The 25,991-nt window shown below is 40.3% G+C and carries 22 protein-coding genes, 1 tRNA gene and 1 pseudogene; 15 read left to right on the top strand and 9 right to left on the bottom strand.

What is annotated here, in order from left to right; translation table 11 throughout:
• Positions 1–233: 233 nt before the first annotated feature.
• From NSMS1_RS06050 to NSMS1_RS06040, 3 genes are all read left to right on the top strand, one after another.
• Entirely contained in the window at positions 234–1,991 is a 1,758-nt protein-coding gene (locus tag NSMS1_RS06050) for a type I secretion C-terminal target domain-containing protein (RefSeq protein WP_224091907.1), read from the top strand.
• Between the two features lie 220 nt (positions 1,992–2,211).
• Positions 2,212–3,948, top strand: coding sequence for a M10 family metallopeptidase C-terminal domain-containing protein (locus tag NSMS1_RS06045; protein ID WP_224091905.1), 1,737 nt, complete (start codon positions 2,212–2,214; stop codon positions 3,946–3,948).
• 95 nt (positions 3,949–4,043) lie between these two features.
• On the top strand, positions 4,044–4,577 hold the full coding sequence (locus NSMS1_RS06040; RefSeq protein ID WP_224091903.1) for a PEP-CTERM sorting domain-containing protein: 534 nt from the start codon (positions 4,044–4,046) through the stop codon (positions 4,575–4,577).
• A 321-nt stretch (positions 4,578–4,898) separates the two neighbouring features.
• Here NSMS1_RS06040 and NSMS1_RS06035 read toward each other — a convergent pair.
• A tRNA-Ser gene (locus NSMS1_RS06035) sits at positions 4,899–4,985 on the bottom strand.
• 106 nt (positions 4,986–5,091) lie between these two features.
• Here NSMS1_RS06035 and NSMS1_RS06030 point away from each other — a divergent pair.
• Positions 5,092–5,460 (top strand): 2Fe-2S iron-sulfur cluster-binding protein, encoded by a 369-nt coding sequence (locus tag NSMS1_RS06030; protein WP_224091901.1) that lies wholly within the window; start codon positions 5,092–5,094, stop codon positions 5,458–5,460.
• Positions 5,450–6,133 carry a thermonuclease family protein gene (locus tag NSMS1_RS06025; protein ID WP_411908667.1) on the top strand — a complete coding sequence of 228 codons (684 nt, stop codon included), beginning with the start codon at positions 5,450–5,452 and terminating at the stop codon, positions 6,131–6,133. The genes NSMS1_RS06030 and NSMS1_RS06025 overlap by 11 nt, the downstream gene beginning before the upstream one ends.
• A 16-nt stretch (positions 6,134–6,149) precedes the next feature.
• On the opposite strand, the gene NSMS1_RS06020 is transcribed toward NSMS1_RS06025, so the two are convergent.
• The 7 genes and pseudogenes from NSMS1_RS06020 to NSMS1_RS05990 all read right to left on the bottom strand — a co-directional run bounded on the left by NSMS1_RS06020 (position 6,150) and on the right by NSMS1_RS05990 (position 11,178).
• The gene (locus NSMS1_RS06020; protein WP_224091899.1) at positions 6,150–6,920 is read right to left on the bottom strand and encodes a class II glutamine amidotransferase; all 771 of its coding nucleotides are present in this window, start codon (positions 6,918–6,920) and stop codon (positions 6,150–6,152) included.
• A 111-nt stretch (positions 6,921–7,031) separates the two neighbouring features.
• Entirely contained in the window at positions 7,032–7,352 is a 321-nt protein-coding gene (locus tag NSMS1_RS06015) for a putative quinol monooxygenase (protein WP_411908666.1), read from the bottom strand.
• An 84-nt stretch (positions 7,353–7,436) separates the two neighbouring features.
• A complete protein-coding gene (mtnB, locus tag NSMS1_RS06010) occupies positions 7,437–8,069 on the bottom strand; it encodes a methylthioribulose 1-phosphate dehydratase (protein ID WP_224091897.1) in 633 nt (210 codons plus the stop codon).
• A gap of 5 nt (positions 8,070–8,074) precedes the next feature.
• A complete protein-coding gene (locus NSMS1_RS06005; RefSeq protein WP_224091895.1) occupies positions 8,075–8,704 on the bottom strand; it encodes an HAD-IB family phosphatase in 630 nt (209 codons plus the stop codon).
• A 66-nt stretch (positions 8,705–8,770) separates the two neighbouring features.
• Positions 8,771–9,325, bottom strand: a pseudogene (locus tag NSMS1_RS06000) (1,2-dihydroxy-3-keto-5-methylthiopentene dioxygenase).
• A 291-nt stretch (positions 9,326–9,616) separates the two neighbouring features.
• The gene (cutA, locus tag NSMS1_RS05995) at positions 9,617–9,940 is read right to left on the bottom strand and encodes a divalent-cation tolerance protein CutA (RefSeq protein ID WP_224091894.1); all 324 of its coding nucleotides are present in this window, start codon (positions 9,938–9,940) and stop codon (positions 9,617–9,619) included.
• A gap of 74 nt (positions 9,941–10,014) precedes the next feature.
• Entirely contained in the window at positions 10,015–11,178 is a 1,164-nt protein-coding gene (locus NSMS1_RS05990; RefSeq protein WP_224091893.1) for an AI-2E family transporter, read from the bottom strand.
• A gap of 106 nt (positions 11,179–11,284) precedes the next feature.
• Here NSMS1_RS05990 and NSMS1_RS05985 point away from each other — a divergent pair, with 106 nt between their 5' ends.
• From NSMS1_RS05985 to NSMS1_RS05975, 3 genes are all read left to right on the top strand, one after another.
• Positions 11,285–11,692: a hypothetical protein gene (locus tag NSMS1_RS05985; RefSeq protein ID WP_224091892.1), complete on the top strand. Its 408-nt coding sequence runs from the start codon at positions 11,285–11,287 to the stop codon at positions 11,690–11,692.
• Between the two features lie 501 nt (positions 11,693–12,193).
• A complete protein-coding gene (locus NSMS1_RS05980; RefSeq protein WP_224091891.1) occupies positions 12,194–13,618 on the top strand; it encodes an LCP family protein in 1,425 nt (474 codons plus the stop codon).
• A gap of 221 nt (positions 13,619–13,839) precedes the next feature.
• Entirely contained in the window at positions 13,840–16,704 is a 2,865-nt protein-coding gene (locus tag NSMS1_RS05975; protein WP_224091890.1) for a PAS domain S-box protein, read from the top strand.
• A gap of 479 nt (positions 16,705–17,183) precedes the next feature.
• Here NSMS1_RS05975 and NSMS1_RS05970 read toward each other — a convergent pair whose 3' ends face one another.
• Entirely contained in the window at positions 17,184–17,336 is a 153-nt protein-coding gene (locus NSMS1_RS05970) for a nicotinate phosphoribosyltransferase (protein WP_224091889.1), read from the bottom strand.
• A 433-nt stretch (positions 17,337–17,769) separates the two neighbouring features.
• Between NSMS1_RS05970 and NSMS1_RS05965 the strand changes: the two genes are divergently transcribed.
• From NSMS1_RS05965 to NSMS1_RS05935, 7 genes are all read left to right on the top strand, one after another.
• Entirely contained in the window at positions 17,770–19,158 is a 1,389-nt protein-coding gene (locus NSMS1_RS05965; protein ID WP_224091888.1) for a nicotinate phosphoribosyltransferase, read from the top strand.
• Between the two features lie 64 nt (positions 19,159–19,222).
• A complete protein-coding gene (locus NSMS1_RS05960) occupies positions 19,223–19,825 on the top strand; it encodes a nicotinate-nucleotide adenylyltransferase (protein ID WP_224091887.1) in 603 nt (200 codons plus the stop codon).
• The gene (locus NSMS1_RS05955; RefSeq protein WP_224091885.1) at positions 19,786–20,532 is read left to right on the top strand and encodes an NUDIX hydrolase; all 747 of its coding nucleotides are present in this window, start codon (positions 19,786–19,788) and stop codon (positions 20,530–20,532) included. The genes NSMS1_RS05960 and NSMS1_RS05955 overlap by 40 nt, the downstream gene beginning before the upstream one ends.
• A 91-nt stretch (positions 20,533–20,623) precedes the next feature.
• Positions 20,624–22,330, top strand: coding sequence for an NAD+ synthase (locus NSMS1_RS05950; protein ID WP_224091883.1), 1,707 nt, complete (start codon positions 20,624–20,626; stop codon positions 22,328–22,330).
• A gap of 121 nt (positions 22,331–22,451) precedes the next feature.
• A complete protein-coding gene (locus NSMS1_RS05945) occupies positions 22,452–23,039 on the top strand; it encodes a COP23 domain-containing protein (protein WP_224091881.1) in 588 nt (195 codons plus the stop codon).
• Positions 23,040–23,801 (top strand): serine protease, encoded by a 762-nt coding sequence (locus NSMS1_RS05940; protein WP_224091880.1) that lies wholly within the window; start codon positions 23,040–23,042, stop codon positions 23,799–23,801.
• 3 nt (positions 23,802–23,804) lie between these two features.
• Entirely contained in the window at positions 23,805–25,877 is a 2,073-nt protein-coding gene (locus tag NSMS1_RS05935) for a serine protease (RefSeq protein WP_224091878.1), read from the top strand.
• The last annotated feature ends 114 nt before the right edge of the window (positions 25,878–25,991 follow it).

Here is a 25,991-nt window from a genome sequence, read left to right as displayed (position 1 = left end):
CTCGCTCTTTTACGATGGGAATCTTAATCATCTTATACTAAATGTTCTATTAAAAGCATTTAAACGAATTATTACTTATTAATATTGATATTTTATGCACTTATGAACTATTATAATCCTTTAACTAAGATTGTATTCAATACAACCTATATATATTACTAAAGAGTGTTATTTTTACATCAGCAATTTGGTATAAACATACGGATTAATGCTGATGAAAAAAGGAAAATCCGATGGCGAGTAGCTATAAAACCTTCGTTGCGTCGGAGCAACACCAAGACATTCAACATCTCAACTACAACAGCGTAACTACCACAAGAGAATTAACTTTAAATCAATCCGTCTTAGGTAGTATTGATGAACAAAATCAGCAAGATATATTTACTTTCACTGGGACAGTTGGACAGGTATTATATTACGATGCTCTTCAAAGTAACTTATCTGATAATGTCAGCGTTCGCTTGGTTGACCCTTCAGGAAATACAGTTTTCTACAACCAAGATGCAGATAATGACTACCCACGTTTAATTACTGATAGCGGGCCTGACAGTCTGTTCACATTGACACAAACAGGCACTTATCAACTAATTTTTGTAAGTAGCACTGCTGGATCTTCTCAACCCGAAAATTATAACTTTGAGCTAATAGACGTTGCTACTGTCCCGACTATTAACTTAAATCAAGTCATTAGTAAGACATTTTCTCCTGGTGGAGAAGCCGAAGTATATCGCTTTACAGGAACAGCAGGACAAACTTTATTATTTGATGGTTTAACAGTCGGTTCTCCCTCTGGTTACTGGCAAATTTATGATCCGAATGGACAATTTATTACGGCTGGTAGTCTCAATTCTGTTACTACACCATTTTCCTTACCTGGGGATGATACTTATACATTAGTTTTGGATGGAGTTAATAACACTGATTTCAACTACAGTTTCCAGTTAAGAAACAGTCAGATAACTTTTAATACTCCCGTCTCAGGCACTATTGACGAACCAGAGGACTTCTATATCTATACATTTAAAGGTACTGTAGGACAGCACTTGTATTTTGATGCCCTTAACAAAGACTTGTCCAGTAATCTTAATATATATATTTTTACTCCGTCTGGACAAGATTACTTTTTCTCAACAGCACCATTAAATGCAGATGCTAATTTACTTCTACCTGCTCTACCAGAAGATGGGACTTATACACTTTATATAAGTGGTGGAAGCTCGGACTCTACTAATAGCTTTGAGTTCCAATTAATAGATGCGGATGATGCACCTATTAACTACAATGAACCAATCACGGGAACTCTTTCTCCTGGTCAAGAAGCGGCTGTGTATAGTTTCTCTTATATACCAGGACAGACGTTAATTTTTGATAGCTTGACGAATGGTTTTCCCTCAGCCAGTTGGCAGCTTTACTATAACAGTGATTTCCCATTAAAAAGTGTATTGTTGGGTGGCAATATTAGCTTTGACTTTGAATTTACACCACTCAATGTCTATCCCTATCCTTCTTCTGTTTTTGTCTTAGCTATAAATGGTAAAAGTGATACGGATATCAACTACAGTTTTCAAGTTATTAACGTCGATAATACAGCTATTATTAATGGTACTTCTGGGCGAGATACTTTAATAGGGACTGACGTTAATAATATTATTGTTGGTTCACAAGGTGCAGACGTTCTCACGGGTGGCTTGGGTATAGATATTTTTCAATATACCAGTACTGTGGATGGAGGCGATCGCATTACTGATTTTACTATCGGTAGCGATAAAATCGACCTACGAGGATTATTAAATAGTATTAATTATCAAGGTACAGATCCAATTGGTGATGGATATGTGCAGTTTGGCTCAAGAGGAAAATTAGGCACTTTTATCAATATTGACCCTGATGGTTTTAGTGGTTCTGCAAAAGCTAGAAATTTCATATTTGTAGAAAATGTTGATGTTGCTAGTTTAAGCAATCCAGAAAATTTTATTTTGTTATCACGCTGATGTTGGTTTAACTCATTCCCTACTACTATTTTTCTATAGCGCTTCAAAAAGCTTTATATCACGTATTACTTTATATATACATGAAAATACATATACGCAGTAATAGTACGTAATCCTTAAGAGAGAATAAGCGACATATCTACTACTAAAGATTGTTATTTTTTCATCAGTGATTTGGTAAAAGAATAGAGACTCTTGCTGATGACAAAAGGGAAATCTGATGACAAGTAACTATAAAGCTTTAGTTGCGTCGGAAGAACTGCCAAATGTTCAAACTCTCAGCTATAACGTTACAACGAATACAAGCCAATTGATTCTAAATCAATCTGTCTTAGGTAGTATTGACTACCAGGACGAACAGGATGTGTTCACCTTTAATGGTAGTGTCGGACAGGTATTGTATTACGATGCACTCCAAAATAACTTATCTAATAATATCCGCGTTCGTTTGGTCGATCCTTTAGGAAATACGGTTTTCCTCGACCAAGAAGCAGATAGTGATTACCCAGGTTTAATAGATGTTCCAGAACCCCAACCTCTATTAACTTTGACCCAAACTGGGACTTACCAACTAATTTTTGAGAGTAATTCGCCTGAATCTTTTACACCTGGAAATTATAACTTTGAGCTAATAGACGTTACTAGCGCTCCTAATATTAGCTTGAATCAAGTCATCAGTGATACATTATCCCCTGGTGGAGAAGCTAACGTGTATCGCTTTACAGATCCGCCTGGGAAATTTTTATATCTTGATAGTTTGACGAGTAGTTCCCCCTCTGGTTACTGGCAGCTTTACGACCAGAATGGGCAATTTGTCACGGCTATTGACATTAGTTCTAATCTTCCACTTTTCATACCTGATGGTACTTATACAATAGTTGCAAATGGTTTGAGTGACACAGATATCAACTACAGTTTTCAGTTAATTTCCTTAACAAGTGAACTAACGCTTAACACCCGTATTACAGGAACTATTGACGAACCAGAAAAATTCTTCATTTACACTTTTACTGGTACTGCGGGACAACGTTTATATTATGATGCGCTAAAAAATGATCAGTCTGATGATATCAGTATTACCTTAATTAGACCTTCGGGAGAGACTTTATTTGCTCAAGATGCCGATCAAGATGGTATCTTACCACCTCTGACAGAAAATGGTACTTACACACTTATTATAGGCAATCCTTTAGGCTCCTCTGATACTGGTAGTTATGATTTTCGACTATTAACAATAGAACATAACACTGTTAGCTTGAATACGCTTGTATCTGGAACCCTTTCCCCTGGTCAAGAAAGTGATGTATATAGTTTTCGTGGTCAAGCAGGACAGACGTTAATTTTCGATAGTCTGACAGATGGTTCACCCTCGGCTAGCTGGAGGCTTTACGCTGATGACCCATTTATTCCTGTGGCCTTTGGTTTGAACATTAGCACTGATTTTCAAGCTACCCTCCTACCTTTTGATTATGATTATGTGTTGGTTATAGATGGTGATAGTGCGACGGATATTAACTATGATTTCAACATTATCAGCATCAACAGCACAGACATCATCAATGGCACATCTCAAAGAGACAATTTAATTGCTACTGATGCGAACAATATCATTATTGGTTTGCAAGGTTCCGATGTTCTCACGGGTGGGTTAGGTAGCGATATTTTCCGCTATGAAAGTAATGTAGATGGTGGCGATCGCATTACTGATTTTACTGTGGGTAGCGATAAAATTGACCTCACTGGAGCATTATACAGTCTCGGTTATACAGGTACAGATGCGATCGCTGATGGATATGTGCAGTTTGGCTCAAGAGGACAACAAAATAGTGTAGTCAAAATTGATCCTGATGGTTTTAATGGTTCTGCAAAAGCTAGAGATTTCATCGTTGTGGAAAATGTTGATGTTGCTAGTTTAAGCAACCCCGACAACTTTCTTTCCCTATCACCATTTTTCTAAAAACTTCAGGCTGATATGAGTATTTCTATATCAGCCTTTTTTCCAATTTATTTACTTTGTCACCTAGCAAATTTAGATACTTCATAGCCAAAATCATGAATAAAATCCAGCAATTAATCACTGTTGCTACTGCCAGTTTAAGCTTCAACTTTGCCACAGCTTGGTTTAATTCTTCTCAAGCTGCAACTATTAATTATAACTTTCAAGTTGCTATTGATTCGGGTTCACTATCTGGGAATAATTACACTGGTTCTTTCAGCTATGATGACGCAAGTTTAACTGGCATTGGGGACGAATTTATTGATGTTACTAATGTTGCTTTTAACTTTCAAGGCTCTGATTATACAGTAGCTAATAATCCACAAGTAGCCTTTTCAAATGGTCAGTTTTTAGGATTAAGTTATTCTCCTGAACCTTTTTTCTCTTTTATTCCGGGTAATTTTGATTTGAGCGAAGCTTACTTTTCCTACAGTTTTGGTTTCTTAAATAGTGGATTTGGTGATGTAACCTACACTTTACAAAATACATCAGTTCCTGAACCAACAACAGTCATAGGTTTAGTAGCTTTAGGAGCTTGCGGAGTAACTTCAATATTAAAACGCAAATTGAACAGACAGATAGAGTGTTAAGTAAAATAGACGATTTCTAAAAAAGTTTATACCCTTAACTTCATTCGCTCTTCTGAAACCATGCCATCTTCATTGGCTGAAGATTAAAGCTATATGGTAACAAGAAGGCCTTAGAGTTAAGGGTATATCTTTTAAGTTATGACAAGTAAAACGATTTTTACAAAAAATAAAATTTAGCAGTTAATAGTTTTTACAATATTAATTATTCTTATAATTGAAGCGGAAAATTATAATTTCACCCAATTCAACCAATAGTGCAATCAACTTAACCCACTATCTAAAATTTTATATGGCTGAAATGCCTATAGAATAAAGGAAAAACGGAGAGAGAGGGATTCGAACCCTCGTTGAAATTGCTCCCAAACAGCATTTCCAGTGCTGCGCCTTCAACCACTCGGCCATCTCTCCAGATGCCACGATTTACCATTGTAGGCTAAAACTCTAAAAAATGCAATGATAAAGGAAGAAGTTTTTTTAGAGCAATCTGAAAGTCCAATTAAACTCCCGAATCAAGATGTCCGAGACATACACAATTAAAGTACGCGATCGCGCCACAGGCAAAGAGTACACCCTACAAGTACCAGATGACCGCTACATCCTGCACACAGCCGAACACCAAGGGGTGGAATTGCCATTTTCTTGTCGAAATGGGGCTTGTACCACTTGTGCTGTCAGGGTGTTGTCGGGGGAAATATATCAACCAGAGGCGGTAGGATTATCCCCAGAATTGCGTCGTCAAGGTTATGCTTTGTTATGCGTCAGCTACGCCCGTTCTGACTTGGAAGTAGAAACACAAGACGAAGATGAAGTTTACGAACTTCAGTTTGGGCGTTACTTTGCTAAGGGAAAAGTGAAAGCTGGTTTACCGTTAGATGAAGAGTAATAGCAAGGTGAGGGAGATGAGGGGGATGAGGGGGATGAGGGAGATGAGGGAGAATTTTTCCTATTTCTCCCCTATCCCCCCCTACTTCCCCCGCTCCCCCATCTCTTCCCAATTTCCCCATTCCCCACTCCCCACTCCCTATTCCCCTACTTGGGTGCAAAAACTCATCCTCCTCGCCTGCATAATACTCCTGGTAGGGTGTCAAGCCAAAAATCCAGCGATGACGCAAACGCAGGTGAGGGTAGCGCGGGTGGTGAGTGGACAGACTTTGGAAGTGGTGGGAATGGCTGAACAGCCAAACTTAATTTCTCAAGTGCGGTTAATTGGTGTAGATGCGCCAGATTTAAGTCAACGTCCTTGGGGAATGCAATCCAAGGAGTTTTTAGAACAGGCGATAGGTGATTTAGACAAACCAGTGATGCTGGAGTTCGATATGGAGGCAAAAGATACAATCGGCCGGACTTTGGCTTATGTGTGGAAAGATGACAAGTTATTAAATGAACAAATAGTCAAACAAGGGTATGCTTTATTTGTTGTGCGATCGCCTAATCAAAAATACGATCAACGACTAGAACGCGCCCAACAATGGGCGAGAATCATGGGACAAGGCATTTGGAAACCAGATAAACCGATGCGCCAAACACCTGCTGAGTTTCGTCGCCTAAATCGTTAGGAATTGCAGCACTTATTTACAGTCTCAATGGCAAACCGTCTTGAAAAACTAAAAGTTCTCCTGGTTGAATTGGTGTCCAAACTTCGTTATCTGTAAGAGGTGTAGTCGCAATTACAGCAACGCGATCGCTTGGTGTTGTTAACTCACTAAAATCTACAGTCATATCCTGATCAATCAAATGTGCAGCTGCAAAGGGTGCTTGACGCACTATGTAACTAAGATTGGTTGAACAATGAGTAAAAAAATGTTCACCGTCTGATAGTAAGTAGTTGAAAACACCAATAGCGGCTAATTTTTCTGTGACCTTTTGCAGCACAGGATAGAGTTTTTCTAGCGGGGGTTTACCTTCAGGAAAACTTTGTCGCAGCGTTTCTAATATCAAACAGAACGCTTTTTCACTATCAGTATCACCCACTGCTTTATAAAAGCCTTGCGTTTCTGGTTGAAAATCGGGCAAATTACCATTATGGGCAAACACCCAATATCTGCCCCATAATTCACGGCGAAAAGGATGACAGTTTTCCAAGGCGACTTCACCTTGGGTAGCCTTGCGAATATGGGCGATTACATGGGTAGAGTGGATGGGATAGCATCGGACAAAATCCGCTATGGGAGAATCAATAGACGGTTTAGAGTCTAAAAATATCCGACATCCCTTTCCTTCAAAGAAAGCAATTCCCCAACCATCACTGTGATGATCTGTTTTTCCTCCGCGTGCGGAAAATCCTTCAAAGGAAAAACAGATATCAGTTGGTACATTACAATTCATTCCCAACAATTGGCACATTGATATTGCAACTTCTGAAATTTCGACTCATGCCTCAAAATCAAGATACTTCAGAATGCGGCAACAGTTTTGGTGCGATCGCTTCAATCTGAAAATTTTCAGCTAACTCCACTAAGCTAAAAGATTATAGCGACGGATATCTGGTGGCGCTGCTACCACCCCCTCCAGCTTGTCTACTGCTGCTTGTAGATGGGTTGAGGCTAAATGAGTATCCAGCGCCTCCGCAGATGCCCATTCCTCTACAAAGGTAAAATCCGTAGGATCAGCTTGATTTTGTAAAAGTTCATATTTAATCACACCAACTTCTTGCCTAGTTGGTTCAATTAGTCCCAACAATATAGCCTTAAGTTCTTCCACTTTATCTGGTAAGGCTACAAGACGAGCAACAACACGAAGAGTTTGAGTAGTCATATGTGATTGGTCATTGGTCATTAGTCATTTGTCATTAGTCCATAGTCAACAGTCAATAGTCAACAGTTAGTTATCAGTTGTTTTTTTCCTTTGCTCTCCTGCTCCTCATTTCCCTATTTCTAACCCACCTGCGACTACCATATAGCGAAAGATGTATTCTATTAACTCAACATAATTACGAGCGGCTTCAGGAGAAGCAGCCCAGACTGTTACACCGTGATCACGAATTAGTAAAGCGGGTATTTGCGGCGGTGTTATAGAAAAGCGTTTTTCAATATCAGCCGCAATGCGGGAAACTTGGAGATGATTTGCAAAGATTTCGATAGTACAATTGGGTTTTTCCTGCCGAACTCCCAAGCCTTTGAGCATTTCTAGTGATGGTAAAGGTAAAGCATCACCTTCACCGAAGCAAGAAACTAAATTGTTCTCGATTGAATGGACATGGTAACAAGCTTGTGATTCTGGAAATAGGCGATAAATTAGCTGATGGATAGCTGTTTCTGCTGAAGGTTGCAAATTAGCGGCTGATATTTTTACTTTGCCATCTGAAGCAATGCAAACAAAATCATCGAGTGATAATTTACCTTTAGATTTACCACTAGCTGTAATCCAGAAGCTACCATCAGCTAACTTTGCTGAAAGATTACCCGCAGTTCCTACCATCCAACCTTGTTGATAAAAATAATGAGCATCTGCTATCAGTTGCCCACGAGGATCTTCTATGATTGAGCTTGTCATAGAATTTAACTCCATGATTGAGCTAAATAATCGCGTATCTCTAGAAAATCGTTCCAGAAAATATAAGGTTTTTGCTTTTCATCTAAATATTTTGTTAAGGGAGGGCGTGCAAATACAATAGATGCTTGCAAAGCCATATTTAAGTCTGTAATGGAGTCACCGATCGCAATTTTTTCATCGGCTGGGTACTTGTCCATAACTTGTACTTTAGCAATAAGCTCTGTATCTCCTTCGTATTGAGAATTTACTTTTAAATAGGCATTGCTCGTATCTACATCTACTGCATAAATTGCCTCTATTCTCTGCACTAAATCATTTAAAACAACCTCTACCATTCCTCGTAGTCCGCCAGAAATTACTACTAATGGGACTCCTTGAAATTCTAAGAAATCCAGTAATTCTATAAATCCAGGACGTATCGATTGAGGTTTAGTAAATTCAACAATTTCTGGATAACTTGCAGAAGGAATTGATTGCAGAATTTGCTTTACTCCTTTTCTCAGCGTCAGCTTTTTTGCATATATTTCTGGTATCAGTTGTGCAGAAAGTTCTGGTGCAAACTTTTTCAAAACTGCCACAAATGTTTCTTCAACTGTAATAGTTCCGTCAAAGTCACAGAAAACAATCCGCTTCATATTAATGGGCTACGCCCCGCTACGCTAATGTAATTCGTAATTTATTTATAATATTATGATTTTGAGTTACTTTGCTACGGGTTGACGGGTGCGAATTTCTCTGCCTGTATATTGCGGTGTCCAACCTTCTGTGGTGATGAAATAACGTACTGCTTTTACTCGTCTTGCTGGGGTGAGATAAAACCAATGTTCAGTTCTGGCTGGAACATTGATATATTCCTCCGGCTGTACTGTCAGTTCTACTTGGCTACCATCAGGACATACAAAGCCAAAAATCGCTTCTCCATCAATGACATAACGGACTTCATCATCTGCATGGGTATGAATTTGGTCAAATTTTGCCATTAACCCATCAAGATTAGCAATCCCTGGATGCAAAACTACTAAATCACGCGATTGATAACCTGCTGTTTGTTGTAGTTTCTCAAAGTAACTATCTAAAGCTTTAAGTACCTGTTATTTTTCATCTTCGTTGAGGCTATCCTGTGCCAATAAACTTTGCAGTTCGGGATTATTAGGAATGTTCCAGCGATTGATGGAAATATTAAGGGGGGCTAATTGTTGGGTAATATAATCTAAATTGCTATGGAGAGTTCCATCCTCTAGTTTGAGAACTGCCATTTTTGACCTCCAAGGAAAAGAATATTATTTCAGAATATTGATTTCTATTGAAAAACTCCTTCTTTACTCTGTGACTTTGTGCCTCTGTGGTTTATTCAACAATGAACAATGGAAAATGGACAATTACCTCTCCCTGGAAATGAGAGGATTGGAGACAAGGATTTATTTTTGGATTTTTTCTCCTTAAAAGGAGAGGTCTTAAACCTTGAATGAAACAATTGTCAATTGTCAATTATCAATTGATAAACTATTATTCACCACGGAGACACAGAGAGAATCGCAAGAGTATTTTTAGGTTGGTAGGGGCGATCGCGTCGGTATTTCCGCATTCAACCAATTGAGAAAACCTTGATTAACTGCTACAGGAGAAATTTCCGCAATAAAATTAGTATAACTAATATGCTCTCGAATAACTTTTTCGATTTCTATAGCGTAACCGTCTTGAGTTTTGACAATTAAAACTACTTCTGGTTCTTCAGAAATTTCTCCTTGCCAAATATAAGCACAAGTAATAGGAAACCAATTGACACAAACCGCTAACTGACGCTCAAGTAATATCCTGCCAATTTGACGAGCTTCCTCAATGTTATTTAAAGTTACATAGTAAATTTTCATGGTAGAAGCTATTTAATTCAAAATTCAAAACTTGTACTGAGCTTGTAGAAGTATTAAGAATTTTTCAGCACTATTTAAGGTACTGTTGGCTCAGAAATACTCAAAGCATTTTGAGCCTTTTCTTTCTGTACTATTGATGCGGCTATCTCTGTAGTATCTGTTACCTCCATTTCAGAACTTGCGTTAGAGGGACGCAAGGCAGTCAAGGCAGTCTTGATAATTACAGCCGTGGGTACGGCCACAATCACACCTAAAAGTCCGCCAATTCTAGCGCCTGTCAATACTGAAATGAGTATCCAAACTGGATTTAACCCAGTAAAGTTGCCTAAAATACGGGGAGCAATCAGATTTTCGAGGATTTGTTGTACAATTACGGCGGCAATTAAGACTCTAACCCCCATAGAGAAATCTTGCAGCGCTACCAGTGAGGTAGTCAGAGCAATCCCTACAGAGCCGCCAAATGGCACAAGTGCCATAATGCCGATAGTTAGACCAAATAATAGCCCAAATGGAACCTTCAGCCACAAGAAAGCAGGAATCAAGGCTGAGGCCATACAAGTAGAAAGAATTAATTGGGTAATAAAGAAATTTTGAAAGCTCAGGCGTACTGTTTGGGAAAAGGGGTTACGAAATCTGCTCGGTAGCCAATCTACTAAGCTTTCCCAGAGTTCAGCACCATGCTGCAACAGGTAGAAAGTTAACACCATCGTCAAGAGAAAATCTAGCAAGCTGGTGAAGGTAACTACGGCCAAATTGAGAACTTGTCCGGCGATCGCTTGTAGTTGTCCCTTGACGCGATCATTAATTTGGACTACAAGAGCATCAAGGTTTATAGGTAAGCCAAGAGTCTCTGCCTTCTCGTTGAGAATCATCAACTGCGATCGCCCAGAGTCAATTAACTCAGGAATACGCGCCACCAGTTGTTGGGCTTGCGTCAACGCTAGAGGGATCAAAGTAACGCCAAGGGCTAGTAAAATCGCTAGAGCCAATAAAAATACTAAAATAGCAACTTGCTCTCGCCTCGCGCCGTGATGTTCCATCCAGCTAACAGGGTAGTTGAGCAAAAATGCTAAAACAGAGGCTCCGACTAAAATAACAATTAGGGAGTGAAAATAATCAAAAATTGCGGAAAATGCCCAACCATTGAGAACTAGCAAGGGAGCGAATAGAGCGATCGCCCCAATTCTTGCTATTGGTGTTAGTGCCTGCCACCAGTTTAGTAGCTTGAGTGTCTGCATCTTTGGCCGATTGCGGGATAGAACTAAAAAATTCTGTATCTATAGCTTATTATCTCTAACTACATCATTGTCATTCATCCATCTACTTTAGGATTTGACAAAAACAATGGAAGATTTTCAATCAGTTAACAAAACAAGGGGGAGTTGGGAGTTGGGAGTTGGCAGTGGGGAAGACTCGACTATTTCCAAAACTCAGCTTATTTTACATCTAATACCTATTATTGGTTTTTTTCCCTCCTTATGGGCTGTTTATCGCCGTCAGGGTAGCCGGGAACAACTGGCTGTAAGTCGTCTGTCTATTACTTTGGCGTTTATTTGGTTGTTGGGGTATCTATTATTGGCTACAGGAGCGGCAACTTCAGATTTATTTACACTACGTTTACTAATACTTAATAGCTTCTTTACATCTGGTTACTTTTTGGTGAGTGTATGGCTAGTTTTGCGGTTACTTCAAAGTAAATCTTACCGTTTACCAGGGATGAGTAACTTGGCAGAGCGTATATTGAGGAAGTAGGTAGGAGGCAAGGGGGCAGGGAGCGGGGAGAGATGAGGGAGATGAGGGAGACCAGGAATAAATTCCTACTCATGACTCAGAACTCAGCACGGGCTGAACGCCCCGCTAACGCTAACGGCACTCATAACTCATAACTCAGCACTCATAACTTCCATAATTTTCTCCCAGACCTAGCCAAATTGAACTTACTATTGGCATACTGCTATAAATCATGAGGAAATTTGCCACAACTAAGAAAAATACTGCTATAAGTGTTGTGGATTAAATCAGTGAACAGTCAACAGTGAACAGTCATCAAGGCCTATGCTGGGTAATTTAAACCCACCAGTTTCCCTCACTAATTTAGTAGGGACTTAAACCAAAGGATAAATAAATCACTATGACTTGGTAACTGATAACTGATAACTGTTAAAAGTTAGCTATTATGGGTTGATTTATCAGCATTATTGTTAGTCGGCAAATTTACCTAAATTAATTAATCAGTTAAGTGTGAGGAAGTCTGTGACCATTCAAAGAACTTCAGCAGAAGGAAACCCATCGTCAAACGCCCCTAATTCCGGTGGCAAGAAATCGCAAAGTACAAAACTGGAGAGTTGGCGATGGTTCTGGATGTATGTGGGTGGGCTGGCGATAATTTCGGCAACGGTCGGGGGCTTATTGGCGAATGCGTTGAACAACATAAAATCGGTAAATTTGCAGCAAGATCAACTTAGCCCCCAGGAACAAGCTGTCTTTGATCGGGATGCGATCGCCGGTAGTGGGTTGCAATTCTCGCAATTAACCCGTCCCGTAAATCTGTTGTTGATGGGGATGAGTGTTCTACCACCAGATGTCAAGAATCCTCCTGCTGACACCAAGAATCTCAGATATTTACCTCAAGTCAACTCCTTTGATGGTCTTTCGGATGTAATGCTCTTGGTCAAATTTGACCCAGAGACTAAAAAAGTAACCATGCTGTCGATTCCTAGAGACACCCGTACAGAAATAGAAGGGCATGGCGTAAAGAAAATTAACGCTGCTAATGTGGAGGGCGGGCCAGCGTTAACCGCAACCACTGTGAGTAATCTTTTGGGTGGCGTGGGAATTGACCGCTATATTCGTATTAACGTTTTAGGTGTTGCCAAACTCATTGATGCTTTGGGGGGAGTGACTGTTTATGTACCCAAAGACATGAAATACCGTGACGATTCTCAACACTTATATATTAACTTGAAGGCCGGGAAGCAGCATCTCAACGGCGACCAAGCATTACAATTACTCCGTTATCGTCATGATGAATTAGGTGATATTGGTCGGATTCAACGCCAGCAAATGGTAATTCGCGCTTTAATTGATCAGACTCTCAACCCAGCGACAGTAGCTCAGTTACCAAAAATTCTCAATGTAGTTAAAGACAACATCGACACTAATTTAACAGTTGAGGAATTATTAGCACTGGTAGGTTTTGGTGTGCGGACAAATCGCGCCAATATGCAGATGTTAATGCTACCCGGAAGATTTAGCGAACAAGGTGAATTTAATGCTAGCTATTGGATACCAAACAGAGATGGTATTGGCAAATTAATGTCACAGCACTTTGGTTTGCAAGCAACCTCGGAAAATTCAGTTAATGAGCCGACAGCTTTACGTGTAGCAATTCAAGATAGTACAGGAAGCGATCGCTCACAGCTACGTCCTTTAATTCGCGCTCTAGAACAAGCTGGTTATCGAAATATTTATATAGCTAGACCGTGGAATGAACCTCTAGAAGTTACTAATATTATTGCCCAACAAGGTGATAGCAATAGCGCTGAAACCATCCGCAATGCTATTGGCTTCGGCGAAGTGCGTGTTGAAAGTACTGGTAGTCTCAACTCAGATATTAGTATTCAAGTAGGTAAAGATTGGTTACAAAAAAAATCTCTGTTAGAAAATTCTAGTCAATAGTTATTATTTAAATATTGATTGTTCACTAATGACTAAGAAAATTCCTCTACTCACTTGTGGGTGGAGGAATTTTTCTTGCCAGTAATGGGAATACTACTATGTAGCGAAAGAATATCACAGATACATACCTGCCAAAGTATTGTTGTGTATACCTTTTTAAATTTGAATTTTTAATTTTAAATTTGTCTTATGCTTTGCCAGCCGATGGGAGGAATAGCTTAATGTCTACTGAAGCACTGGAACAGCAAATAATTATTCTCCAGCAACAAAACGCTGAACTAAAGCAACAGTTAGCATCAAGCACCCATGAATTTAGTGCAACCATCGCTAGGCTCGAACAAGAACTGAGCGCATCTCAAAACCTATTACTATTTTTTGATATATCAGTAGATATGCTCTGTATTGCTGGCTTTGACGGCTATCTCAAGCGAGTAAATCCGGCTGGTGAAAAAATGCTTGGCTATTCTCAAGCGGAATTACAATCAATCCCCTTCATCGAGTTGGTACACCCAGAAGACAGAGCTTCTACAGTGGGTGAAATGTCGAAATTGAGTCAAGGAATCCGGGTTTTTCGGTTTGAAAATCGCTATCTTTGTAAAGATGGTTCCTATCGCTGGCTATCGTGGACTTCGGTTGCTCACGATGACTTTATCTTTGCTGTGGCTAGAGATGTGACTGAGCGTAAAGTTACAGAAGAAGCTCTCAAGCGATTTGAGATGAAAATAAAGTTTTTGCTGCAACAGACACCTTTAGGAATCATTGAGTGGAACTCTAATTTTGAAGTAGTCGAATGGAACCCAGCAGCAGAAAAAATCTTTGGCTACACAGCAATCGAAATGCTGCATCAGCACGCATTAGAAATTGTGCCGAAAAACCAAAGAGAAGATGTGATTGAGGTGATGAAGTCTCTGCTGGAAAATAAAGGTGGTCATTACAGTTTAAATGAGAACCTGACTAAAGACGGCAAGTTAATTACCTGTGAATGGATTAATACTCCACTGGTTGATGGTAATGGTAATTCTTTGGGTATTTATTCAATGGTACAAGATGTAAGCGATCGCCAAAAGTTTGCAGATGCTCTGTGTGAAAGTGAAGAAAGATTTCGCCTGGCAACTGAACAAACTGGACAAGCTGTCTATGACTACGATGTTCTCTCAGGCAAAATTTTATGGGCTGGTAATAGCGAACAAATTATAGGTTTGAGTACAGAAGAATTACAAAATTTTGATGTTGCTAGTTGGGAATCTAGGATTCATCCAGATGATCGGGAAATGGCTACTAACCTACTGACGCAAGCGATGGAGCAGAAAACCCGCTATCAAGTTGAGTATCGTTTTCAAATTCAAGATGGTTCATATATTGATGCTCAAGATACAGGAATATTTTTGTTCAATAATGAAGGTCAAGCGTATCGAATGCTGGGTACTTTGAGCGATATTAGCGAACGCAAACAAGCTGAAATTATCTTACGCCAACAAGAAGCGCAGTATCGCAGTATTTTTGAATCAGTCAATGATGGCATCAATGTTATGGATCTCGATATTTGTGAGATGGTAGCTGTTAATCCTGCTTTTTGTGAAATGCACGGCTATAGTCAAGCAGAGTTTCTTAATTTGAAAACTACAGATTATATTCATCCTGATTGTTACCCGCTTTTAAATGAATTTATTAACACAATCAAGGCTGGTCATAAATTTCATTGCCAAGCTGTAGACATTCATAAAGATGGTACTTCTATTGATGTGGAGGTGATAGGACAACCTTTTAACTATAACGGTAAGCCTCATGCGCTTTCGGTAGTACGTAATATTAGTGAGCAGATACGCGCAGAACAAGAACAACAGAAATTATTAGCTATTTTGGAAGCAACTCCAGATATCGTTGGTATCGCTGATGCTATTGGAAGAAATTGCTACATGAATAAGGCAGGACAAAAGATACTCAGTATTTCTGCAACTGAGGCTGAAGAACTGCCAATTACTGAGTTCATGGGAACTTCGATGTTAGAAGAATTTCAAACTGAAATTATACCCACAGCAATACAAAAGGGAACTTGGTCTGGAGAATCTATACTGCGATCGCGCAATGGTGATGAATTTCCTGTGTCTCAGGTGATTATTGCTCATAAAAATGACCAGGGAGAACTGGAGTTTATATCCACCATTGCCCGTGATATCCGCGATCGCCAACAAATTGAAGCCCAACTCAGACAACAAGCACAAGAATTAGAAACAACTCTACAAGAACTCCAACGCACTCAGACACAGATGATTCAAGCAGAAAAAATGTCTAGCTTGGGACAATTAGTAGCTGGTGTTGCTCACGAAATTAATAACCCCGTCAATTTTATTCACGGCAATTTAAACTATCTTGAGGAGCATATCCAAGATTTATTGAGAATTGTTAAAGTTTATCTCCAGAAAATCCCCAATTATGACCCTGAACTTCAGGCGTTGCATGAGGAAATTGACCTGGAATACATCCAACAAGATTTACCCAAAATCTTAAATTCAATGAAGGTAGGTACTCAACGCATCCGTCAGATTGTTCTATCGCTGCGTACCTTCTCACGCATGGATGAAGCCGAGTTCAAAGCTGTGGATATTCACACAGGTATCGACAGCACATTAATGATTTTGCAACATCGTCTCAAAGAACAGCCGCAGCGTCCAGCAATTCAAGTCATGAAAGACTATGGTGAATTACCTTTAATAGAATGCTATGCTGGGCAACTCAATCAAGTTTTTATGAATATTTTGGCCAATGCTATTGATGCTTTGGAGGAGGGAGCAGGAAGTAGCGAATGGGGAGTGGGGAAAATTCCGACAATTCGGATTACTACTTCGGTGGTTCGTTCTCATTGGCTGAGAATTGCGATCGCTGATAACGGTACAGGAATGCCAGAAAAAGTGCAAAAACAAGTATTTAATCCCTTTTTTACGACTAAACCTGTTGGCAAAGGAACAGGGATGGGGATGCCTATCAGTTATCAAATCATCACCGAAAAACACAATGGTACACTGGAATGTTATTCAAAACTTGGACAAGGTACAGAATTTATCATTGAAATTCCTATCCGACAATAAGGGACTTCCCGCTAAAAAATACTCCATCACTTTGTAGGCAGGGGGGCAGGGAGCAGGGAGCAGGGGGAAGAAACAGTGGCGTTGAGTTTAAAAATTGGGATAATTTATTTTCTGGACTTCCCTAAAACAAAGCAAGCAGAGGGATGAGAGAATATAAATTAGTTAAGTAGCTCAGTGTTAAAAATTATCGCTATGGCAAGGCAGGAGGCAGAAGGCAGAAGGCAGGAGGGAAGAGGGTTATAGCCTTGTTTACCTTTCTTAACTTAGCTTTGTTTTTTCCCACCGACTTACTTAGTAACTCTTGACTGTTGACTGTTGACTAATGACTAATGACTAATGACTAATGACTAATGACAATAAAAAAAGACACAGAATCATCATTCCATGCCTTTTTATGACTTAAAGATTTATTTTTCATTTATTGATAAGTTCGTAGTAGCAGCAAACAAATAGATGCTGTTAGCTGTTTCCTGCTTTATTTACCAAGTATCTGCTGCACTTTTTTTATAAGGTTCACCTGTAAATGGTTGTACTCCTATAATTGGATACGCATCGTCTGTAGGGCCAAAAATCCGCAAGAAAGCTTCAGAGACATATTGCATTACGCCAGCAAGCATTTTGGAAATAGCCATAAAGTTAGACTCCTATTTGAGCCAATTCCTGGTGATTCATCTAATCTAATTCAAATAATCTTAGCTGACTCTTTTTCTCAATATATCGAGAATATCTGCAATATTTTTTCAGATAGCTTTGCAATACTTTAACTTCTTTGCAAGCAAAAGCTTTCACTTACATTTTAACCCAAAAATTCTCATAGTAAAGACTGTAAATTGAGTGCGATAGCAGGAACGTGACCTTAATTCCTGACTTTTTAAAAAAAAGCTATGACGAGATATTATTCATTTTAACTATTAAAAATTATTAAGTAATTAATCTATATTAGATTATTGATTGCTGAAGATGCCTGTATTAAGCCGCATATAGCAAAAATATTTTGCTACTTGACAACATTTATGGTAAAAACTACCATAATATAAAGAAGCATTCTTTTAAGGAAGCGCTTGCATGACAACTATCCCCATCTGGGATACTCAGCAAACCCCAGAATTAAACATCTCTGCTGCTGACTACAGCTTACTTACCGACCTATATCAGCTGACAATGGCAGCTTGTTATACAGGTGAGGGCTTAGAACAAAAACAAGCTAGTTTTGAATTATTTGTGCGACGCTTGCCAGAGGATTTTGGCTACTTAATTGCAATGGGACTAGCGCAAGCACTCGAATATTTAGAAAAGTTACGCTTTAGCCCGGAACAAATAGCGGCATTACAAGCTACAGGCATTTTTGCGCATGTAGAAGAAAGTTTTTGGTCATTGCTGGCAGAGGCTCGATTTACTGGGGATGTTTGGGCAGTACCAGAAGGGACAGCCGTATTTGCCAACGAACCATTTTTACGGGTGGAAGCACCACTTTGGCAAGCACAGTTAGTAGAAACGTATTTATTAAATACTATTAACTACCAAACCCTAGTAGCGACAAGGGCAGCACGCCTCCGTGATATAGCGGGTGAGCAAGCAACACTTTTAGAATTTGGTACAAGACGAGCCTTTAGCCCCCAAGCCTCCTTGTGGGCAGCTAGGGCAGCATTAGCTGGCGGCTTAGATGCCACCTCCAATGTGTTAGCAGCGCTACAACTGGGACAACAACCTAGTGGTACGATGGCTCACGCCTTGGTTATGGCGTTGTCGGCGATGGAAGGCAGTGAAGGTGAAGCTTTTAGTGCGTTTCATCGCTACTTTCCTGGTGCGCCATTATTAATAGATACTTATGATACCGTTGCGGCTGCTCAACAGTTAGCCGAGAAAGTGAATAGTGGAAAAATGCAATTATCGGGGGTGAGGCTAGATTCTGGTGACTTAGTTAGCCTATCAAAACAAGTGCGATCGCTCCTACCAGAAGTAGACATCTTTGCAAGCGGCGACCTAGATGAATGGGAAATTGCCAAACTCAAAGCAGCCGGTGCAGAAATCGATGGTTACGGACTAGGAACCAAACTGGTCACAGGTTCCCCCGTCAACGGAGTTTATAAACTCGTAGAAATTAATAATATCCCAGTCATGAAACAGTCCAGTGGTAAAGTAACATACCCAGGACGCAAGCAAATTTTCCGGTCGTATGCGGAAGGTAAAGCCACAGTCGATAGACTGGGGTTAATTACAGATACACCTCTCGCACAAGAAACACCCTTACTACAACTAGTCGTTAAACAAGGTCAACACCTACAACCGCCTCCAACCCTAGCAGAAATCCGCCAACGCACCGCCGCCTCCGTCACCAGCCTCAGCGAACAAACACGACGTTTAGATAATCCTATTTCCGTACCCGTAGAAATTTCTAGCACACTGCAAGAGTTAACAGAACAGACGAAGAAGGGAGTGGGGAGTAGGGAGTAGGGGAAGCAGAGGAGAAAAACTATGGACTGTTGACTAATGACCAATGACTAATGACTAAATAACTATGAACAAAATCGCTTTATTTGGAACAAGTGCAGATCCACCAACAGCCGGACATCAAACTATTCTGTGGTGGTTGTCTGAGCGTTATGATTGGGTAGCTGTGTGGGCGGCGGATAACCCGTTTAAAGCTCATCAAGCCTTGTTAGCACATCGGGCGGCGATGTTGCGGCTGTTGATTGCGGATATAGATGCGCCCAGACAGAATATTGCTTTAGAGCAGGACTTGAGTAGCTTGAGAACTCTGGAAACAGTGGAGAAGGCGAAATTGCGTTGGGGTACACAAACAGAGTTTACTTTAGTAATTGGTTCAGATTTGCTGAGTCAATTACCGCGTTGGTATCGAATTGAAGAATTATTACAGCAGGTGCAGTTGTTGATTGTGCCACGACCCGGATATGTAATAGATGAATCTAGTGTAGAAACTATCCAACAACTAGGAGGCAAAATTGCGATCGCCTCTTTTACAGGTCTAGATGTTTCCTCAACCGCCTACCGCGAACACGGAGATACCGAAGCTCTAACCCCCCCTATTGTCGCTTATATTAATCAACAGCATTTGTACAAATGCCAGGACGCAACCACAAAAAGTTTCCAACTTCGTTAAATCAACAACCTTTGGCTGATTTTAAGGTTGGTGTAGATAATGTAATTTTTTCTGTAGATACTGAAAAAAATCGGCTGTTAGTTCTGTTAGTAATGAGACAGCAAGAACCATTTCTAAATTATTGGAGTCTTCCTGGTACTTTGGTGCGAGAAGGAGAGTCTTTAGAAGATGCGGCTTATCGCATTATGGCAGAGAAAATTAGAGTCAAAAATCTCTATTTAGAACAGTTATATACTTTTGGTGGCCCCAACCGTGACCCCAGAGAAGTAAATGATAGTTATGGTGTTCGTTACCTCTCGGTTAGTTACTTTGCTCTTGTTAGATTTGAAGAAGCAGAATTAATTGCTGATGGTGTTACAGGTATTGCTTGGTATCCAGTCAAGCAAGTGCCAAAATTAGCATTTGACCATAATGAAATTTTGGCTTATGGGCATAGGCGCTTACGTAATAAATTGGAATACAGCCCTGTGGCTTTTGAAGTTTTGCCAGAAATGTTTACTTTAAGTGATTTATATCAGTTATATACAACAGTTTTAGGCGAAAACTTCTCCGATTACTCTAATTTCCGCGCCCGTTTATTGAAGCTAGGATTTTTATCAGATACCGGGGTTAAAGTATCAAGAGGAGCAGGTCGTCCCGCCAGTTTATATAAATTTGATGCAGAAGCTTTTGCACCTTTTAAAGATAAACCTTTGGTATTTATTTAATTCGTAACGATGCTCCCGCCCCGCTCCGCTAACGTAATTACTGATAGGCGAACAGTTGTAGCTAATGACTAATGACTAATGACTAATAACTATGAAAATTGCGATCGCTCAAATTAACCCTATAATTGGTGACTTGTCAGGTAATGCTCAGAAGATGCTGGAAATGGCACAGCAGGCAGTCGCTAAAGGTGCAAGATTATTGTTAACACCAGAATTATCTTTGTGTGGCTATCCTCCACGGGATTTATTATTAAATCCTAGTTTTCTAGAAGCTATGACCGTTACGTTGCATCAATTGGCTCAAGATTTACCTGCGAATTTGGCTGTATTAGTTGGTACGGTTGATGCAAATCATCAAGCTTATACTACAGGGGGAAAACCTTTATTTAACAGCATAGCTTTATTAGAAAATGGCAAAGTTAAGGAATACTTTCATAAGCGACTATTGCCTACTTATGATGTGTTTGATGAACAACGTTATTTTGAAGCAGGGCAACAATCTAATCATTTTGTATTAGATAATCTCAAGATTGGCGTGACAATTTGTGAAGATTTATGGAATGACGAAGAGTTTTGGGGCAAACGTAGTTATATAGTAAATCCTATTGCTGATTTGACAACATTAGGTGTAGAGTTCATTGTTAATTTATCGGCTTCACCTTACACTGTGGGTAAGCCAAGCTTCCGAGAAGCAATGCTGAAACATATTGCAGTAAGGTTTCAGCAGCCAGTTATTTATACTAACCAAGTCGGCGGTAATGATGATTTACTTTTTGATGGTAGTAGTTTTGCTTTAAATCGGCAAGGCGAAGTTATGTGTCGTGCTAAGAGTTTTACCACTGATTTAATTACAGTAGAATTTGACGAAACAAAACGAGATTTTACATTAAATTCCGTTGCTCCTGTATATGAATTAGAAGAGGAAGAAATTTGGCACGCTTTAGTTTTAGGCGTGAAAGATTATGCCCAAAAATGCGGATTTTCTAAAGTAGTATTAGGTTTAAGTGGAGGAATTGATTCTGCACTTGTAGCGACAATTGCTAGTGCGGCATTAGGTAAAGAAAACGTCTTGGGTGTATTAATGCCATCCCCTTATAGTTCAGAACATTCTATTAGTGATGCTGTAGCATTAGCTGATAATTTGGGAATTAAAACGCAGATTTTACCCATTGGCGAGTTAATGCAAAGCTTCGATAATAGCTTGGCGGGGTTATTTGCAGGTACAGAATTTGGACTGGCGGAGGAGAATATTCAGTCACGGATTCGCGGTAACTTATTAATGGCGATCGCTAATAAATTCGGCTACCTATTACTATCCACAGGCAACAAATCCGAAATGGCAGTCGGTTACTGTACCCTCTACGGCGACATGAACGGCGGTTTAGCAGTCATTGCAGATGTTCCCAAAACCCGCGTCTACTCCCTGTGCAAATGGCTAAACTCCCACTCCCCACTCATCCCGGAAAACATCCTCATCAAAGCACCAAGCGCCGAACTCAAACCCGGTCAAGTTGACCAAGACTCCCTTCCCCCTTACGAAATCTTAGACAACATCTTACAACGCCTAATTCACGACCATCAGTCAGTAAGGCAAATTGTTGCAGCCGGACACGACCAGACAGTAGTAGACAAAGTTATCCAGATGTTAGCAAGAGCAGAATTTAAGCGCCGCCAAGCACCTCCAGGCTTAAAAATCACTGACCGCGCCTTTGGTACTGGTTGGCGAATGCCAATAGCCAGTAACTGGAATGCGATTAAAAGTAATTACCAAAAAATTGAGTCTGGGCATGATGATTAAAAACCCAGAAGAATATGGTATTTTTACAGAATATGTATAATCCGAAATATACTGTTTTGCATTTGTAGCTGAGTGTGTTCCCGCAATAGTGCGATTTACCCTTTTTTAATAAGTTGCATTTATGACTATGGCGATATCTAGTCAATTTTTGACATGGGGTGTAAGAGTTTTTGGGGTGGGGATGCTCACTACCTTTGTCAGCACAACTATCCTCAATCAACCAAGCTTTGCTGGAAATGCAACCTTTCGTTGCGATACGGGTCAATTTAAAGGTAAATCTGTACCTACAACCTTTGTTTTCACCCAAGACCGCAAAAAAATACCTCTAATTTATTGGGTTTCGGATTTCTTTCCGGGATTAAAACCTCAGCAACGCTGTCAGCAAGTATCTTATAGATTTCAAAGAAGTTATGATAACGGCACTCTAAGATATATCAAAACAGGTATTCTCAACAGACAACCAGTAGTGTGTGCCACGGCTGAAAGAGATGCTGTTTGTAACAAAAATAATCTGTTATTCACTCTTAAACCTGGTAGCGATCCTGACGCTACCGCACGCCAATTATTTGACCGCCGTGCTTTAGCTTCTGGAAACGCCACGAATCAAAGCGGTGGTGAGACAAGTAACGACCCCGTTAATATTGATATCGAAGCTTTCCTTTACTTTGCACCATCTCAACCAAGTGCAGGCGAAAGTAATAATCCTTAAATGAACTGGCGTAAATTAACACTGTTTGCCTGTGTTGGAGCGTTTGGCTTTACGCTGTCAATATGGGCAAGTATCAGTAGTAGCAAGCTGACTCAACCGCCACAACCAATAACTCAAATATCTGTAAAACAACTGCAACTGCAAGCGCAAGCCATCACTGTCAAAGTGATATCGTCAGATTTTTTAGGTTCAGGAATTATTCTGCAAAGACAAGGCACAGTTTATACTGTGCTGACAAATGCTCATGTGCTGCGTGCAAGTAAACCTCCCTATCGCATTCAAACTGCCGATGGTCGCATTTGGTCGGCTAATATACCCAAGACTAATCACTTTGGCAACAATGATTTAGCTGTATTACAGTTTCACAGCACTGGCACTACTTATTCAGTCGCATCCCTTGGTTCTTCTGTTGTAGTGGGGGATGAGGTTTTTGCTGTTGGGTTTCCCATGACAGAAAAGCCATCTGGGGAGCAAGGCTTTGTCTTGACTACTGGTAAGGTGTCGTTGATGTTGCCCAAGGCTTTAGAGGGAGGATACCAAATTGGTTACACCAATGAGATCCAAAAGGGCATGAGTGGGGGAGCGTTACTCAATAGTCGCGGTGAAGTTGTAGGTGTGAATGGAATGCACGCCTACCCTTTGTGGGATACTCCTTCTGTGTTTGCTGATGGTACGGAAGCTGATCCAACTTTGCACCAAAAGATTACTCACCTGAGTTGGGCTGTACCAATCAAGACAGTGATAAACCTTATAGGAGATTAAATAATGAAATTTTATTATCAAATCACCCCAGCAATCATTGGAGTTGCGATCGCTATAGTGCAACCACAAGCAGTAATGGCACTATCGGCAGGCGAAGTCAATAATATTGCCAAACAAATCACAGTGCTGATTCAAAGTAAAAAGCCCAAATATGGTTCTGGGGTAATTATTAAAAAAGACGGCAATACTTATACAGTTCTTACTGCGGCTCATGTCGTAGAAGTCAAAGACAATTATGAAATTGTGACTGCTGATGGTAAAACTTATGCCGTCAATTACAGCAGTGTCAAACAATTACCAGGAGTAGATTTAGCTGTAGTCGAGTTTAGCAGCAATCAAAATTACAATGTAGCCAAAATCGGCAACTCTGATAGCAGTAGTGAAGGCACAACGGCTTATGTCGCTGGTTATCCTGCGCCAACATTTGCAATTAATCAGTCAATCTACACTTTTAGTAATGGGACAATTACGGCTAATGCCTCAAAACCATTACGTGATGGTTATGCTTTGGTCTACAGTAACAATACCTCAGAAGGGATGAGTGGTGGTGCAGTATTGAACGAAAAGGGCGAACTCATTGGCGTTCACGGTAGGGCAGATTTAGATACCAAACAAACCAAAACAGGTTTTAATTTAGGCATTCCCATCAATACATTTTTGCGAATGTCAGCACAAGTTGGAGTAGATACAGGAATTTCTGCTCCGAACACACCTGTAGCAACAGCACCCAAAGCTGGTGATTTCTTGATTCAGGCTGTGGATAAGTATAACAAGGGAGACTTTCAAGGGGCGATCACTGATTTTACCCAAGGTATCAAAATTAATCCCAACTCAGCCGAACTCTACATCGGACGGGGTAATGCCCGTTATACTTTGGGAGACAACCAAGGGGCAATCGCTGATTACAACACTGCCCTCAAAATTAATCCCAACTATGCCATAGCCTACAACAACCGGGGTATAGCCCGCTCGGCTTTGGGAGACAAACAAGGGGCAATCGCTGATTACAACACTGCCCTCAAAATTAATCCCAACTATGCCATAGCCTACCTCAACTTGGGTGTAGACCACTCGGCTTTGGGAGACAAACAAGGGGCAATCGCTGATTACAACACTGCCCTCAAAATTAATCCCAACTATGCCGAAGCTTACTACAGTCGGGGTAATGCCCGCTCGGCTTTGGGAGACAAACAAGGGGCAATCGCTGATTACAACACTGCCCTCAAAATTAATCCCAAATATACTGATGCCTACCTCAACCGGGGTTTAGCCCGCTATACTTTGGGAGACAAACAAGGGGCAATCGCTGATTACAACACTGCCCTCAAAATTAATCCCAAATATACTGATGCCTACCTCAACCGGGGTTTAGCCCGCTATACTTTGGGAGACAAACAAGGAGCAATCGCTGATTACAACACTGCCCTCAAAATTAATCCCAATTATGCCCTAGCCTACCTCAACCTGGGTGTAGCCCGCTTGGATTTGGGAGACAAACAAGGGGCAATCGCTGATTACAACACTGCCCTCAAAATTAATCCCAACTATGCCGAAGCCTACATCGGACGGGGCAATGCCCGCTCGGATCTGGGAGACTATAAAGGGGCGATTGCTGACTACACCTCTGCCCTGAAAATTAATCCCAACGATGCCCAAGCCTATAACAACCGGGGTATAGCCCGCTATTATAAATTGGGAGATCAGCAAGGGGCGATCGCTGATTACAACTTAGCCCTCAAAATTAATCCCAAGTATGCCGTAGCCTATGATAATTTGGGCTTTGTTTACCATGACCAGGGCAATATAGAAAGAGCAATTAAGAATTGGGAAAGTGCAATATCACTTGATCAAAAACTTGCCGAACCTTTAATGGCATTAGCCGTTGTGCTATATACCAAAGGTGAAAAGGAACAAGCAATTACTAAGGCACAACAGGCACTTAGCATTGATAAACAATATGCAGATTTAGGTTTTCTCAAGAAAAATAACTGGAGCGATCGCCTAATTGCTGATACGCAAAAGTTCTTAGAAATACCTGAGATGAGAAGTTTTTTAGGACAGGCTAACTCAAGGTAATAAGATTATGCTTAGAGTAATTCTAGCTAACCATATATATTGCCTTGACTGATGAAAAAGTAAGGTCAATTTTTATAGTCAATAAATATAAATTAATAAGGCGATTAAGAGTAG

This window comes from Nostoc sp. MS1, assembly GCF_019976755.1.
Classification (GTDB): Bacteria; Cyanobacteriota; Cyanobacteriia; order Cyanobacteriales; family Nostocaceae; genus Trichormus.
The sequence above is the reverse complement of the archived record's forward strand: the minus strand, read 5'-3'. Positions and strand labels throughout refer to the sequence as shown.

Excerpts from the sequence above, each read along its gene's own strand:
- NSMS1_RS06050 (WP_224091907.1), top strand. The coding sequence starts at position 234 with ATGGCGAGTAGCTATAAAACCTTCGTTGCGTCGGAGCAACACCAAGAC.
- NSMS1_RS06045 (WP_224091905.1), top strand. The coding sequence starts at position 2,212 with ATGACAAGTAACTATAAAGCTTTAGTTGCGTCGGAAGAACTGCCAAAT.
- NSMS1_RS06040 (WP_224091903.1), top strand. The coding sequence starts at position 4,044 with ATGAATAAAATCCAGCAATTAATCACTGTTGCTACTGCCAGTTTAAGC.
- NSMS1_RS06030 (WP_224091901.1), top strand. The coding sequence starts at position 5,092 with ATGTCCGAGACATACACAATTAAAGTACGCGATCGCGCCACAGGCAAA.
- NSMS1_RS06025 (WP_411908667.1), top strand. The coding sequence starts at position 5,450 with ATGAAGAGTAATAGCAAGGTGAGGGAGATGAGGGGGATGAGGGGGATG.
- NSMS1_RS06020 (WP_224091899.1), bottom strand. The coding sequence starts at position 6,920 with ATGTGCCAATTGTTGGGAATGAATTGTAATGTACCAACTGATATCTGT.
- NSMS1_RS06015 (WP_411908666.1), bottom strand. The coding sequence starts at position 7,352 with ATGACCAATGACCAATCACATATGACTACTCAAACTCTTCGTGTTGTT.
- mtnB (WP_224091897.1), bottom strand. The coding sequence starts at position 8,069 with ATGACAAGCTCAATCATAGAAGATCCTCGTGGGCAACTGATAGCAGAT.
- NSMS1_RS06005 (WP_224091895.1), bottom strand. The coding sequence starts at position 8,704 with ATGAAGCGGATTGTTTTCTGTGACTTTGACGGAACTATTACAGTTGAA.
- cutA (WP_224091894.1), bottom strand. The coding sequence starts at position 9,940 with ATGAAAATTTACTATGTAACTTTAAATAACATTGAGGAAGCTCGTCAA.
- NSMS1_RS05990 (WP_224091893.1), bottom strand. The coding sequence starts at position 11,178 with ATGCAGACACTCAAGCTACTAAACTGGTGGCAGGCACTAACACCAATA.
- NSMS1_RS05985 (WP_224091892.1), top strand. The coding sequence starts at position 11,285 with ATGGAAGATTTTCAATCAGTTAACAAAACAAGGGGGAGTTGGGAGTTG.
- NSMS1_RS05975 (WP_224091890.1), top strand. The coding sequence starts at position 13,840 with ATGTCTACTGAAGCACTGGAACAGCAAATAATTATTCTCCAGCAACAA.
- NSMS1_RS05970 (WP_224091889.1), bottom strand. The coding sequence starts at position 17,336 with ATGGCTATTTCCAAAATGCTTGCTGGCGTAATGCAATATGTCTCTGAA.
- NSMS1_RS05965 (WP_224091888.1), top strand. The coding sequence starts at position 17,770 with ATGACAACTATCCCCATCTGGGATACTCAGCAAACCCCAGAATTAAAC.
- NSMS1_RS05960 (WP_224091887.1), top strand. The coding sequence starts at position 19,223 with ATGAACAAAATCGCTTTATTTGGAACAAGTGCAGATCCACCAACAGCC.
- NSMS1_RS05955 (WP_224091885.1), top strand. The coding sequence starts at position 19,786 with ATGCCAGGACGCAACCACAAAAAGTTTCCAACTTCGTTAAATCAACAA.
- NSMS1_RS05950 (WP_224091883.1), top strand. The coding sequence starts at position 20,624 with ATGAAAATTGCGATCGCTCAAATTAACCCTATAATTGGTGACTTGTCA.
- NSMS1_RS05945 (WP_224091881.1), top strand. The coding sequence starts at position 22,452 with ATGACTATGGCGATATCTAGTCAATTTTTGACATGGGGTGTAAGAGTT.
- NSMS1_RS05940 (WP_224091880.1), top strand. The coding sequence starts at position 23,040 with ATGAACTGGCGTAAATTAACACTGTTTGCCTGTGTTGGAGCGTTTGGC.
- NSMS1_RS05935 (WP_224091878.1), top strand. The coding sequence starts at position 23,805 with ATGAAATTTTATTATCAAATCACCCCAGCAATCATTGGAGTTGCGATC.